At 59.3% G+C, this 14,301-nt stretch carries 10 protein-coding genes and 1 pseudogene; 3 read left to right on the top strand and 8 right to left on the bottom strand.

Annotated features, from left to right (window positions below; all coding sequences use genetic code 11):
- The first annotated feature begins 83 nt into the window (after positions 1–83).
- The 3 genes from ACSQ1X_RS05185 to ACSQ1X_RS05195 are packed head-to-tail and all read left to right on the top strand — an operon-like array spanning position 84 to position 8,817.
- The gene (locus ACSQ1X_RS05185; protein WP_436059265.1) at positions 84–3,083 is read left to right on the top strand and encodes a helicase-related protein; all 3,000 of its coding nucleotides are present in this window, start codon (positions 84–86) and stop codon (positions 3,081–3,083) included.
- A complete protein-coding gene (locus tag ACSQ1X_RS05190) occupies positions 3,083–5,854 on the top strand; it encodes a hypothetical protein (RefSeq protein ID WP_436056905.1) in 2,772 nt (923 codons plus the stop codon). The genes ACSQ1X_RS05185 and ACSQ1X_RS05190 overlap by 1 nt, the downstream gene beginning before the upstream one ends.
- A complete protein-coding gene (locus ACSQ1X_RS05195; RefSeq protein WP_436056906.1) occupies positions 5,851–8,817 on the top strand; it encodes a DUF499 domain-containing protein in 2,967 nt (988 codons plus the stop codon). The genes ACSQ1X_RS05190 and ACSQ1X_RS05195 overlap by 4 nt, the downstream gene beginning before the upstream one ends.
- Before the next feature lie 372 nt (positions 8,818–9,189).
- Here the strand turns inward: ACSQ1X_RS05195 and ACSQ1X_RS05200 are convergent, their stop codons facing one another.
- From ACSQ1X_RS05200 to ACSQ1X_RS05235, 8 genes and pseudogenes are all read right to left on the bottom strand, one after another.
- The gene (locus ACSQ1X_RS05200) at positions 9,190–9,864 is read right to left on the bottom strand and encodes a Helicase associated domain protein (protein ID WP_436056907.1); all 675 of its coding nucleotides are present in this window, start codon (positions 9,862–9,864) and stop codon (positions 9,190–9,192) included.
- 5 nt (positions 9,865–9,869) lie between these two features.
- Complete coding sequence (locus tag ACSQ1X_RS05205; protein ID WP_436056908.1) at positions 9,870–10,016, bottom strand: hypothetical protein; 147 nt, start codon at positions 10,014–10,016, stop codon at positions 9,870–9,872.
- Positions 10,017–10,887: 871 nt separating this feature from the next.
- Positions 10,888–11,478 (bottom strand): hypothetical protein, encoded by a 591-nt coding sequence (locus ACSQ1X_RS05210; RefSeq protein WP_436056909.1) that lies wholly within the window; start codon positions 11,476–11,478, stop codon positions 10,888–10,890.
- A 231-nt stretch (positions 11,479–11,709) separates the two neighbouring features.
- Complete coding sequence (locus ACSQ1X_RS05215; RefSeq protein WP_436056910.1) at positions 11,710–12,312, bottom strand: hypothetical protein; 603 nt, start codon at positions 12,310–12,312, stop codon at positions 11,710–11,712.
- Complete coding sequence (locus tag ACSQ1X_RS05220) at positions 12,282–12,728, bottom strand: GAF domain-containing protein (protein ID WP_436056911.1); 447 nt, start codon at positions 12,726–12,728, stop codon at positions 12,282–12,284. The genes ACSQ1X_RS05215 and ACSQ1X_RS05220 overlap by 31 nt, the downstream gene beginning before the upstream one ends.
- Positions 12,646–12,960, bottom strand: a complete 315-nt coding sequence (locus ACSQ1X_RS05225; RefSeq protein ID WP_436056912.1) for a hypothetical protein — start codon at positions 12,958–12,960, stop codon at positions 12,646–12,648. The genes ACSQ1X_RS05220 and ACSQ1X_RS05225 overlap by 83 nt, the downstream gene beginning before the upstream one ends.
- Positions 12,961–13,095: 135 nt before the next feature.
- On the bottom strand, positions 13,096–13,929 hold the full coding sequence (locus ACSQ1X_RS05230) for a DUF3883 domain-containing protein (protein ID WP_436056913.1): 834 nt from the start codon (positions 13,927–13,929) through the stop codon (positions 13,096–13,098).
- Positions 13,930–14,146: 217 nt separating this feature from the next.
- Positions 14,147–14,255, bottom strand: a pseudogene (locus ACSQ1X_RS05235) (alkaline phosphatase D family protein); the annotation flags it as partial.
- Positions 14,256–14,301 lie beyond the last annotated feature (46 nt).

Below are 14,301 nucleotides of genomic sequence, written 5' to 3' on the forward strand. Positions count from 1 at the left end.
CCGATTTGTTAGCATCGTTGCTCCCCGTTAATGACGCCGGAGGCAACCCTGGACGCGCACTAACCGCCATGTGGGGCCGGTGGATGCAGCATGCAGTGCCAAGAATTCGGTCTGCCGTGCTCGCGACTCGTCCACTAAGACCGTTTGCCCATCAGGATGAGGCTGTGTTCAGTCACATGCTCGCGCAACCCAGACTGAGGTTTTTGCTCGCCGACGAGCCTGGAACCGGAAAAACTATCATGACCGGCATGTACATCGCCGAAGGGAGCCGTCGAGGCCTACTTCCGGGTCGTACGGTCGTTATTGTCCCGGCTCATCTTGTCAAGAAGTGGCAACGTGATCTGAAACGGTATTTTTCCATCGATGCCGGCCGTCTAACGCCGGAAGCCGCCAGAGACCCGCGCGATTTGGATCCTAGAGTCAGGGTTTGGATCGTCAGTGTCGACTTGTACACCTACAACGGGGACGTTCGTCGTAAGGTCTCGGGCGGCAGATCCTCTTGGTCACTTACCGTCTTTGATGAAGCTCACCGACTAACACCGACTTCGCAGTATCTGGGCGCAGCACGAGAAGTCGCTGACCGCACGCATCATCTCCTTTTGCTAACCGCAACACCCCACCGCGGCAAGGAGCACTACTTCCGCGCCCTACTCAATCTGCTCGACCCGACTCTGTATCCATGGGATGAGCGACAGACGGAGTACGACAAGGCCCTACGACCAAGCACCCTATCCTTCTTACGTCGGATGAAAGAAGAGCTCAAAGACCTAGACGGGAATGCGTTGTTTCCGCCCAGGTTCGCCGAGACGGTGGCGGTCCGGCTAAACCCACACGAGCATGTGGCCTATAGGGCGGTGATGGACTATGTGGACACCTTTTACGCTGAAAACGCCACGCTGGCGCGGTCGATCTACGGGAAACGTGCCGCGTCCGCTATGACAGCCGCGGCAGCCACTATCCGTCGACGAAACGAGGCATTGCGGGGGGCAGCCAGCGGACGATCCGGTGGGCCATTACCGGAGGAATTCGCCACCGGGCCAGATGGCATGAACCTTGCCGTCGAGGATGACGACGCCTGGACACGTGCAGAGGATGTATTAGTTGCATCGCGATCCAAAGACAAGTCAGAGGAACTATGCGCAGTCGACGGCGTTCTGGAGACACTGACCGCCGCTATGTCCGCAGGCCCGTCCAGTAAGTGGAAGGCCACCGAGGACATACTGGCGAGGCACCTGATCCGGCCAGGAAATGGCCAGCTCTTGGTATTCACAGAATTTGCTGACACAGCGCGCTGGCTCGCCGGGCTTTTCCTGGACGTTGGGTACAGTGTTGACACTCTCGAGGGGTCGGTGGTCCACGATGACCGTGACAGGTTACAACAGCGATTCCTTAGCGGGGAATTCCAGATTCTCGTGTCTACCGACGCGGGCGGGGAAGGAATAGACCTGCAGTCCGCCCATGTGATGATCAATTGGGATATCCCTTGGTCGCTCGTACGGCTCGAGCAACGCATGGGACGTCTACACCGAATCGGTCAAACCCAACCCGTCCATATTTACCATCTCGTGGCACCTGAAACTCGTGAGGGACGAGTACAAGAAGTCATGCTCAATAACCTTGAATCGGCAGGTCTGGCCCTCAGGGGGCGGATCTTCGACCTTCTCGACGCGGCTGCCGATCGTGCGGGCTTTGACTATACGAGAGCGCTTATCGAGGCTCAGACCAGCGACACGGCGGGGAGCGCGGTACACGTTCCGGAACCTGAGGAGCTATTGGCCAGCGCACGCGAACTCGTTAACGACGAGGATAATCTGCATACACCAGCAAATACTGAGGCGGCCATGGAGCGCTTCCGTGCGGACCGTCTCGAGGCAATCAACCCTGTAATCGTAGATGGTTTCCTGGATCAACTCGCTTCCTCGGAGGATTGGACACTGTCTCCAGGCCCCGCAAAGGGAGTCCGCGAAGTTACATCCATTCGGAGGCTACCTAAGATCCTCGGCGGAGAACACAGCCGCTTGGTAGCGGCAGACGGCGCATATGTGCGGTCCGCGATTTCCGATGGTGCATCAGCCACCGACCTTGAAGACGTGGCTATTCTCGGCCCGACTGAGGAGCCTTTCGGTGAGCTAATCGAACTGGCCCTGAGATCGGGCGAAGCCGACCTGATCCGTGGAACTCGCTTGGTAGATACCGCATCACTCACGAGTTATACGCTCCTGCTTTACGACGCGGAAGTCGAGGTGCACGATGGAGTCCGCCGTGCTCGTCTGAAGACCCCCATGCTCATTCGGTATTCAGGGTCAGGAGCATTCAGCGCCGGCTGGGAGTCCCTAATGAACCTCCGCGAAGGAGGAACAGTCCTGGACACAGCCGCTTCTCTCAGCCCTGCAATGCGCACTGAGTCTTACGAAGAGGCTCAGCGTCTCCTGGTCGAGGAAGCCCAGAGGAACCGAGGCGAAAGATCGGCTTGGGTCTCAAAAGCCAAGGAGCAGTTAGACAAAGTCGAATACCGCTACATGGAAGAACTTGAAGAAATGGCTCCCGAGGTTCGTCGGGAGCGCATGCTGAAGTTCCGACATCTGAAACAGGACCGGCTGGAACATCTGGCTCAGATTGAAAAAGTGAGCCCGACCGCGCATCGCCTGGCCGGATGGGCACACGTTGTCGGAGGACTAAGGGCAACAGAACTCGGGCACGACCCAGATAGTGAGAAATTGGCCATTGCAGCCGTTCTGGACGAACTCGAGAGGCTTGACTTCATCGTTGACGATAGGCAGACCGCAAAGGTTGGATACGACCTCTTTGCCCGACATAAACATCGTGGAGAGCAGCGGCTGGTGGAAGTGAAAGGGTTCGCCCAGGGACTCCGGCCCGTGTGGCTGGAGCAACACGAATGGGCCCAGGCTCAGCAACGTGGCGATGACTATTGGCTATACGTCGTCGAAAAGTGTGCAACGAAGCCAGAGGTCATCATCCGCGCCCAAGACCCCGCCGGACAACTCGCCGCCGGCCCGAAACGAATTGAACGCTTCCAGATCAAGTTGGCTGATTTGAAGAAGCTGATGGGAGACAGCCAGTAATGGAAAAGAAGCCCGCGGGCCCAGAAGAACTTCCGACACCTAGAACCACTGGTGACGTCACATCACGCATGATCGACAACTGGTTTCCATGCTCAGCCGTCGATACAGCCGTCGGGACCCGATCAGGCTCGGGCCGGTCTGAAAAGGCACTCTTCACATGGTTTGCCTCTCGCCCTATAGCCCAGGCCCGCGCCGCAGTTTTGACCACCCTTTTGCCGAATGACCCCGCTCTTAACGGTGACGTCGCTGCTGCGGTAGAACACGGGGACGAGAGTGCGCTCGAACGCCTGCGACAAGTAATCGAAAATGAATATCCCGCTGGTCGCCCAGTCGTCCTTGATATTTTCTCCGGGCGGGGCATCATCCCACTGGAAGCGGCACGGTTGGGCGTCCCCGCTATCGGGACAGATCTGAGCCCTGTTGCCACGCTAGGCGGCCGCCTCCTTGGCGACTTCGCACTCCGCGACTGGTCCGACGAAATCCCCCTACCCTTCGAGGCACAGGGCACTGGGAACAAGCTGCTCTTCGGGGACTCGGAACCCCGGCTTCTTTCGGATGTTAGAACAGTTCTTTCGGAAGTAGACAAACGCGTCGCCGAATTGGTCGAACCATATTACCCACGAAATGAATCTGGCGCGTTCCCTTGGTCTTACCTTTGGGCAGTCACCATCCCATGCGACCAATGCAAGCGCAGGTTTCCTCTCGTCGGTGCCATGCGTCTTCAGTACCCGTCCGGTCGCGACGGCGACAGTGGTCAGTCACTGGAACTGATCGCGAACGGCGACGACTGGCAGAGTGAAGTAGTTGACGGCGCTCCCATCCAACAACCTACGTTCGCGGCGGCCTTGGGTAAGAAAGGAAAGAGCGCCCGCTGCCTTTTCTGTGGCCACGTTCACAGCCTCGTTTCTGTAAAGGCCAAAGGATTCGCCGGTGAGTATGAAGACGCCCTTCTTGCTGTCGGTGAAGAGAACGACGGGCTCGGAAAAACCTTTCGTCGGCCGACTTCCCGAGAAATCGAAGCAGCCTCTGCCATCGATATCGATTCCTTGGAGCCATTTGGGGACCTTCGTGCCGTTCCTGATGAACTCATTCCGGCTGGTAACCAAGACACAATCCGGGCCAGCGGCTATGGATACAAAACCTATGGTTCTCTAATGAACAATAGGCAGGCGTTGTTGTTCGTTGAAACCGCCCGCTCCATTCGAACGGTGCGCGCCGATCTTCTTCGCGCCGGACTCAGCACGGACTACGCGAACGCTCTAGCCGGTTACGCCGCAGCAAACCTGCAACGTCGACTACGCCGGTCGACCAGGGGCGCCAAGCTCGCCGCATTTGGTGGAAATACGACCCGCAAGGGGACTTGGGTACAAGTCCACGACATCTTCGCCGATGAGAGCAAGGTTTCCTTCCAGTTCGATTATCTCGAAGCGGGTCCTGGAACTGGCCCCGGTACCTGGAGCAGCGTCTCAGACAGTGGAATTCAAGCTCTGAAGAAAATCATCGAGGGGTCACCGTCCGGTCGCGCCGCTCGATTCAGGCGATCGTCTGCGGTCGCCCTCCCCTTCAGGGACGGAACTGTCGACGCCGTCATAACTGATCCTCCGTACTACAACATGATTGACTACGCCGATGCGTCCGATATTTTCCACGTGTGGTTGAAGCGCTGCCTGTTCGACGTCTTTCCTGACCTCTTCGGGCACAGGGGCCTCCAGGACAAGTCCGAAGAAATCATCGTTAAGCGCGGCAACGCGCCAGGAGAGCACCGCACTAAAGATTTTTACGAACAAATGCTGAGCCATGCGTTTCAGGAAGCCAAGCGTGTACTCCGGACAGACGGGCACCTCATTGTCGTTTTTGGGCACTCGGACCCTGATGCCTGGCGTCGACTTCTGGGAGCTCTGCATGATGCCGGTTTCATCGTGACCAGCTCCTGGCCATCACGCACGGAGACTGCTTCGACCGGCGTCGCCAGCATCAAAGTCACGGTCACCATCGGCTGCCGTGTTGCCCAATCCGTTCGTCCGACGGCGACAGCGGCTCAAGTTGATCGAGAGGTAGCGGAAGCCGTAAAGAGTGCTTGCCGTTCTTGGGACCAGGAGGGCCTCGCACTAACCGACCAATTAATGGCCGCCTATGGTCCCGCCATGAGTGTCTATGGGCGGTACGGCAAAATCATCAAACCTGATGGCACGGAGACGGACCTCGACCGTTACCTCACTCTTGCTCGTGCCGCAGTGCGCGACGCAACTGCTCTCAAGCTCGACGAAATTCCTCTGGAGACCTTTGATGCCCCTAGCCGGTTCGCGGTGTTCTGGCAGCGGCTGTATGGGCGAAGCGATGTACCCAAGGGTGAAGCCCGTTTCCTAGCTCAAGTGGACGACCTCCGACTTGAAGATCTTCGCGGATCCCTCCTGAGTGAAAATAAGAGCGGCTACAAGCTCCGTCTGGACGCCCCAGAAACAATTTCTGCTCGTTCATCAACGTTTGAAGTAGCACGAGCAATGGCTACTGCGTGGGACGGCGGCGGAACAGAAGCTGTGGCCAAAGTGATGGCCCACGTCGACAGACAACCCAACGATGCGCATTTGTGGGCAGTGGTCGGCGAAATCGTTGCCCAGCTTCCCGCTAGTGACAATGTCGCAAAATCGCTAACAGCAATCCAACGAAACGCAAGCACAATCGGAAACCTAATCCAGCGAGTCACTGCAGATGAGCCGGCCTCATATACGCAGCTCACATTGGTGGACTTGATGGAAGGATCATCTGCATGACTTCTGGACAACGATCAATTGCTCACTGGGCTGACGTACTCGCATTGCGCCCGGAGGTCCGTGCCACTGACGGATCAGTTGGTGAACTGCAGATGTCACTCCACAAGGCCGTCTATCAGACAGTCGACGTCCCGTATCGAAAAGTCGATTACTACGTAGATATCACGCAACCTACGCCTAACCTGATTGGCTTCTTCAGCCAAGTCGCCCGCCGACTCGGTGCGTCTGGCGATAGTCCCGCTCTGTACCACCTCGATCAGGGAATGGGCGGAGGAAAATCGCACGCTCTGGTGGGCCTATATCACATGGCACGAAATGCCAAAGAATTTTTTGCAACGGGTTTAGGACAGCAAGTCCGAACGGAAGCTGAATACACCGGCGTGGAAATTGACCTAGGCGAACCGCAGGTCATTACACTTAACGCCGATTACTTCTCACCTGGCATGCCGAGTGAAACCTTCGGCCCCGCAACAACACTGTTCCAGCGATTTGTGTATGCCCTTGTCGAGGGTGACCTCGACCGTTATCACCACTTCGTAGGAATGGGACCTAACAAAGACACCCTGCAACAGGCCCTGCTCAGCGCAGGACGGCCGCTTCTCATCTTGCTCGACGAGCTTATGGATTACGTGCTGGACCTCTCGGATGCGGCACATATAGCCACAATGCCTGGCGAAAAGGCGTTCCTAAATGCTCTGATGGACGCCTGTGACGATGTCCCCCGCGTCGCCCTGGTCATCGTCATGATCCGCTCAGAATACGACGAGCGCGGCTATCCATTTCAGGCGGAAGATTTCCGAGATTACGTTGCAAAGCGTTTGGTTCGCAACGGCAAAACTGTCGCTGTTACTGAAGCCCAGGATTTCGCATCCATCATTCGCCGCCGCCTATTCGATCAAGTAGCCAGTTCAGCACGCCCCGCCGAACTTGTAGGTTCCGAGCTTGTTGCGAGCATCGACGCCGCTTGGCAGGAATCCGTATTCGACAAGCTTGGTCCCAACCGGGGAAAGGTGGGACTTCCTGGCCGGGTAGAGAGTAATTACCCGTTTCATCCCGAGCTGATGCGGCTAGTCCGGGATGAGTGGTCACAGGTCCAAGGCTTTCAGCGCGTCCGGTCGACGGTTGCCATTTTCGCCAGAACAACACTTCATTGGTACGACGAGCATAAGGCTGGACGTTGGGCTCCCGAACTGATGGGCGTAGGCGACATTCCCCTAACCGTTGCACTCGAAGAACTTCTGTCTTCGGGGTTGCTCCTAGGTAATGATCGAGCGATCCAAGGACGACGTGCTGTAGCCGGGACCGACGTTACGAGCACCGATGGAACCGGCGGCCGCGCCGTGGGGGTGGATGCTACGTTGTCGCGAAACGGGGTTCGCTTGGGCCAACCAGCTGCTGCTGTACGCATGGCCAGTGCCATGTTTTGCTACTCGCTTGTAGGCCGAGCTCAAGCCCGTCGTGGCGCCACCAAAGCTGAACTGCTGAGTTCCATTTTCGAGCCCGGACTTGCAAGGACGCCAACCTCCTTCACTGCAGCGGAGGAAGTCTTCAACGCCCTTACGGGCGATGAAGGACTCGGAGCCCTGGACGTCATTACGCCCCGCAATGCACCTACAAGGTACTACCTCTCCATAAAGCAGACGTTGAGGATGTATTTCACAGCGGCCATGGCGTTAGTCAAACCTGAGCAACGAGCGGACCTAGTCTGGGAAGTCGCCCAGGGTCTGGCATCGAAGGGGACTTTTGATGAACTGATTCCAGTTCACGGCCCCGAAGGTAGAAACGGATCGCCGGACGCTCTATTTGGCGGGATTGACTCTTCCAATTCAAATCGGCTGATAGTGCTAGATCCGCGTAGATGGACTTTACTCAACGGTAAGGACACGGCCAGCCGCGCCGAAATCGTTTCTCTGCTCGGCTTAGGACCGACGCCGTTGCACGTGGACAACGCTGCAAGTTGCATTGTGGCCTGCGTCAATACGCAACGTAGGGACGTCGCCATCCGGCGTGCCGGGGAAGTTCTAGCTTGGCGATACGTTATCCATCAGATTGATGATGCCGAGGATGAGCTCATTGAAGCTCGCGCCAAGCTGGCAGAAGTGGACGGCAAACTCAAGAATGATGTGCTGACCGCATATCAGCACTACTCATACTTGCTTAGAACAGGAAACGAGCTCACAGTGGAGTTCCGTCGGTTCGACCAAGACGGCAGATCATCGCTACGAGGCGACCACGTATGGACTCAACTAGTTGCAGACGGCAGAGCAACGATCCGAAGTGGTCTCGCGGCCAACTATGTAGCCACACTCTTAGATGATTTTGATCGGACCCTGACCCCGAAGGAAGTTGTCCAGGCGTTCTACAAAAACCCTGCCTTTCCTTTGGCATCCGCACCCGAAGAAATACGCCGGGTACTATTCGACTTGATCGCGGACGAATGGGAGCTCGTGGATTCGGACGGGACACGTCTGTCTGTAACCTCTCCCGGCCAGATCCAGATCAACTCGTTGAGCACTGTGTTGCGTCGGCGCGTCCAACAGTCAGAAGTGCTGACGTCTTCAGGCGAGTCAACAAACCTGCATACGCCGTCACCTACTGAATCCAGCACACCAACATCTAACGACAACCAGCGACCTCAACAAGACGAACTTGATCTCCCAGACAAGTCCAAGCCGATGGTGAGCACCTCCACCGCTAATACATCAACGGACGCCAGAAAGTACAAGCGCTACAACATCACATTGGCCAACCGGAGTGTTACATCCATAGAGGGACGCGATCAGGTGTGGCAGCTGCTGAGAGAGCTGGCCAAAGTGGTAGACCCAGCGTATTCGGAAGACAACGATCATCAGCTGGTCAGCTTAGACTTCACTCTTACGACTCTGGAAGGCGACCAAGGGTCCATCGAATTGAAGGCGCAGCAGGTGAATGCGAGGTTGCGAGTAGAAGACGACGAATTCTAAAGTTTCCGACAATCTAAACGGGAACATCTTGGAGTCTGCTGATGGTCCACCGAAGGGCGAGGGACCGACCAGTATCGAATTGAGGGAAGGTTACAGAGGCCCCGGCTTACTCATCCCTCAAACTCCCGGTGCCTGCTCCACTTCGGCTAGGCCGGTCACATGGGCGCGCGGTGACGTGATTTCGTGCTGTCCCGGGCTGCTGCGTGCTGACGTGCTTTCCGGCTTCGCCATTCCGGGTCATTCTGAGCGGCATGCTTCTCCAAAGTGATTTCACCGGGGGCTGAGATCGCTGGCAGGCCGGTTTCGGACTCGGTTCAGATGACAACCGCTGATCACGCGAGCATCCCCTCCAGCACGAATTTGCGCAACGGGTCAGTTGCGAGGGAGATTCCTAGCTCCGGATGGGCGGCCGCGGGTCCTCCCGTCACGCCAACCGGGAAGTAGCGCGTTCAGCTGTACTTTTTTGTCCGGTGTCAGTTCGCTGCGTCTGTACTTCATGCGTTGGATATGCAGCCACATCCCCAGTACCCGTTCTTTTTCGCTGTCGGTCTTCTTGTGGCGTGGCCAGTCGTTCCCGTCGGCCATGTACGCGGTGATCTCTTGCAGGCGCTGGTTCCAGCGTGCTTCGTCGTTGGAGGTGCGGGTGCGTTGGTCCCAGCTAGGGATTTCTTGCAGGCCGGCGGCGTAGTCGGGGGAGAGGGTGCCCCGGTCATGGTCCTGCCGCCTTCTCGTCAACCACGTGGCTAGCGCGCGCTCGCGCGTGAACGGTGACTTGGTCGAGGGGAGACGGCCCTCGGCGCGGTAGAGGGTGACGGTGTCGCGAAGGTTTTGCAACCCTTCTGCGGTGACCCGGGTGGAGGTTGTCGGGCGGGCGGCGTTTCGGTGGGCGGTCCGGACGGATGGGTCGGCGGCAGCTGCGATGGCCAGGTGGTAGCGGACGGTGCTTTGGGCGGCGCCCACTGTTGCGGCAATCTTGGCCGTGGTGAGGCCTTGTCTGTACATCTGAACCCACTCCGCGTGCGGCGCTGTCCGCTTCTGTTCGGGCATACCGGTTAGCTGTCCGTGCGGATGGCGCTCAGCTTCGTGCCCTCCGGAATGGCGGCGTCGGTTGCAGCCGAGGTGTACTCAAATTTTTTCGCGTGGACGACGATGCATTCGAGGCTGCCGTCGGCACTTTCAATCGTTCGAGTGTTCTCCACAGGATTAGCCTAGTTCGCTCTGTGGGTTACCGGGCTAAGGGTGGCAAGTTCCCCCTACGGCGTGGTTAAAGCTTGAAGCGCAGTGGAGGGGTCAAGGCACGGGCTCCGTCGTTGTGAGCTCAAGGCCTGCGCCACCCGCGTCGAGGATAGCTGTGGACATTGAGGTGCCGTCGCCGACGTCGTACGCTGAGAGCGGCCGTTTTGGGCAGCGAGGTAGAACGGGCGGATAGGGAACCTGACTAGTCGTTGACACCCGTTGCTGCGACGTCCACCCAACTGGCCTCGTACGTCGAGAAACGGTGCGGGGCCTCGTGGTGCGCTGCAGGTCCATCTTCGAGGTTCCGTATATCGCTTGAACTACGCTTCGGAACAGGTTGTCGGGACCAAATCGTCCGGCAGCGTGTAAGAACCTGCGCCCCGAAACGTGCCCGCAGTCGGCCGGGGCCCTCTCCGCGATCATAAGCAACGTCACGCGGACTGGATTCCACTGGCTGCGCAACGGCGAATACCAAAGCTCCTAGTTTGTTACGGTCCACTGTATCGGTCGGGCGCAAGGCAAACACCACGGGGTGCAGGCGACCTGCTGGCCCAGGATGTCCCAGGCCTCGTGGGTTCTTCACAGCCGTCCAGGAGCCATTTCTCCTGCTCGGCGGCGGTGATGGTGCGGTTCTGCCGGGTGTCCATCATGTGGAAGTTGGCCCGCTGGCCCCACTGGAGGGTGCGGTAGATCTTCACGTCGAATCGGGCCGGCATGGAGCCGACAGCGGCATGTCCTTGGTGGGCCCCGGCGCTGCCACGGCCACTCAAGTCTCACCACGCCACTGAGCGCGACTCTATGGTTCGGTTACGCCACGGCACTAGCCGACCCTGGTCACCTACTCTTGTACAGATCTTCAATGAAGTTCAACAGCGATTCCTTGAAGGGTCGCCGATCGTACGCAATTTCCAATACCTTCGTGTTATTCATTTCGTCCGAAGTTTCCGCCACCAGATCCCTAATCAATCGACGCCGTCTGTGTGCTGTGTACCCAAGAATCGTGGCCACCATCAACCACACCTGGACGACCAATATTATGACGAGGCCCGACAGCAGAATCACGATTCTCGCAATCCCGCCTTCCTCTTTCGGATCTGGCAAAGGCGTCAATGGCCTAGCACCCGCGGCGCTAAGAATGAAGCCGGCTGCGACAGCAAGGGCGAAAAAGATCCAGAATAGAGTCAACAGCCGCGAACTTCGCTTGATCAACACGTGCGCAGTGAGTTCCAACGCGACACTCGCACGCGCAGCTCCCAACGCCAACGCTTCGACGGTCAATGGCTCCATAAGTTTGCATGCAGCATCGAGTTCCTTGAGCTGGCCGTGTAGCCGATGCGTCCGACGAAACTGTGTGCCGCTTGCAATGACGCTTGCAATGCCACTGCTTCCGATCAGCGCTGCAATCAGCGTCACTAATTCATTCACTTATCTAGTTTGCCCTACCGGTTTACCGCAGGATTCCAGCACGCGGTGTGCATCAAGCTCAACCAAGGTGGACTCAATGTGTTCCACCCCTTTACTGCAGGTGTTGATCGCCGGTCAGGACCACGGCGTTGCGGACATTCCTTCACCCAGGCCGGGGTGACAAGGGGCGGGAGGCGGGATAGCCGTCCATGGAGACGTCGTCGATTTCGGGAGCCTAAGGCTATGACAGGCTCAACCACCGACCGCGCAAGCCCGACCGCGCAAGCCCGACCGCCAGGGGGCGGGTTCGACTTCCGAGGCAGCTGAACCACCGAGAGCGGCGGATGCCCGGAACGCCAAATACCGCGCATCCCCGCGGCCTACCAGCCTTCCCAGTGCCTCGACGGCCTCAAAATCAACAGACCCCATATCCGTGGACAGCCACCCGACGAGAAGCCCGGCGTCGCCGCTGGACCGTACGGCCGACCCAGGTGCCAGGTCCAGCTGGTCCCGCAGTAGCTGCACCGCCAGGGTGCCCGAGCGGCTGAGCAGGGGAGCCCGGTAGGCCTCAAGTGCCACAGCCACCTTCCCCTCGTGCAGCAGCCGCAGTACCCGTCCCGAATCCGAGCGGCCAGCAAGGCCGGCAGCCAACCGGTAGGGGGTCGCCTCCACCGCATCACCCAGCATCGAGCGGACCCGGAACATTTCCGTCCGTGTCGCCTGCGGGGTGCCCGCGTCACCGTAGAGCTCATAGGCCAACTCCTCGGCGGCCCACCCCTGGGCGCGGGAATCAAGCAGCGCCAGGATCTCCGCCCGGCGCAGCGTCAGCGGCACCCGGCTGCCGTCCCGGAACACCGCGACAGGTTTGTCGCCGAGCAGCTCCAGCGACTCCTGCCTACAGAAGGCCGGCGGACAGGCTGACGGGACGCGCGAACCGGCGTGGAGGCACTCGGGCAAGTCCCGCCGTCGGACGTTCCCAACAGCGACTCCGCCACCCGGACCGCGCACCGCACCATCCGCAGCGTGTCCGCGCTGAGGGTGTCCAGCGGTCCGGAGACGACGAGCACGCCCAGCAGCCGGCCCGTGGCCGGGTCCGTGATGGGCGCCGCGGTGCAGGCCCACTCGTGGTGGGCGCGGACCAAGTGCTCGGCGGAAAACAGCTGCACGGGCCGGCCCGTGACCAGCGCCTCACTGACGGCGTTGGTGCCGATGCCGGGGGCGGACCAGTCGGCCCCTTCGGAAAACTCCAGCCGGTCCGCACGCTGCAGCACTTTCGGAGCTGCCCGCCCGCCACAGGACCTCGCCGCGGGCGTCGGTCAGCACCAGCAGGTGCCGGCCTGAACTGGAATCATCTGCCAGCAGGTCGTGCAGCGCCGGCATCACCTGCTGCAGCCGGTGCTCCCGCCGCAGCTCCAGGACGTCGGCGACGTCGTGCAGGTGCCGCGGGCTGTGCTGGTCCGGGCTGATACCCAGGGCCATGGAGCGGCGCCACGAGTCCGCCACGTCGGTGGGGATCTCCGGGCGCGGGCACCGGAGATGACCAGTTCGTGGGCGCGGCGCAGGGCGCGCGAGTACTTCGCGGGGTCCGAAAACCTCAGGCCGTAGCACAGCACAGGCAGCTGAGGGATCGCCTCATCGTCAACTGGCGCCGCCGGGAAGCATCCAATCGAAGTCACGCGGACGAAGGTGCCGGTCGTCGGGATCGAAGGCAAGAACTCTGAAGTCCCCCGCCTCAGGATCCACCATCCCGTTGATGAACCGAATTCCGGACCATACTCCTATCACGCACAGCCCTGGATGCTGTCGGGCATGATCAACCTCGTTGCGCGTGACGATGACCGAGTCACCGCTGCTCTGGGTGCCTTTCGCTTCAAGGTAAATCCGTTCGGCATCCCTGACCGCTATGGCGTCGTAGGGGCAGTTCTGTCTGGTGTCTGTGACAGTCCAGCCACGGTCCTGGTAGTAGCTCATCAAACGATCCTGCGCAGCGTTTTCAATCGCCCTGCGGACCTCGGTGTCCATTTGCAGGCCTTGGCCCCGTGCATCGGGCTGATCCCACGCCTCAGGCAGGTCCAAGTCTGCCGCGTCGGCAGCCTCAGGGTCCGGGCCATACAAAATTGCGGTCCTGCTGTGGGGTGCGTATTTGACCTGCGTCCCGATCAGGGCTACGTGAATGGTATCTCCGGCTGCCAGGACGCGGCCAATGAGAGCCTTCTTTGGTCTCCCGGTATTGCCTGCCAGGAGCTCGTGAGCCGGGTCGTTGAGTTCTGCGACCAGCACTACCCGACCCTGGTAGGTGAGCGCCGCCCAGCGCTCGCTTGCGATGCGGCCAGCGTCCAAGTACCAGTCTCCGCGATTGTGCGCCCAGAGCTGCTCCGGTGTTGCGTCAGGATCGTAACCGTACCAATCACGTCCAAGCGGATCATCGCTCTCCGCGATCTGTCGGGAGGTGAGCCTGATGTTGATAACCATGAATCCAGTATTACTGACGGGCGGCAGCGGCCAACGTTGAGCTGTTGCATGACGGGTGCCCCCGATGCTGCCGTTTGAAGACTTGGCCTCGACGTTGACCTCCACAGGCTTGCCGTCTTCGTAGAAAGGGCTACCACCCAATGCATAGGCGGATCATCCACGGGGCACACGTTTCTGGGGACAAATTCATCAAGTCTGCCCTCCGAGTTTCAGGGTCTTGTACAGTGCGGTAGATCTTCATGTCGCGCCCGGCAGGCACGGATGAGGCCCGCAGCGGCATGTTCTCGTAGCATGCCCTGGAACGCGGCGGCGCGGCGCTGCCGGAATTCTAAAAAACCGAGCCCGGCCGAAACGCTATTGGAATTTGCATTG

Source organism: Arthrobacter sp. LjRoot78 (assembly GCF_964254335.1).
In the GTDB taxonomy this organism is placed as follows: domain Bacteria; phylum Actinomycetota; class Actinomycetes; order Actinomycetales; family Micrococcaceae; genus Arthrobacter.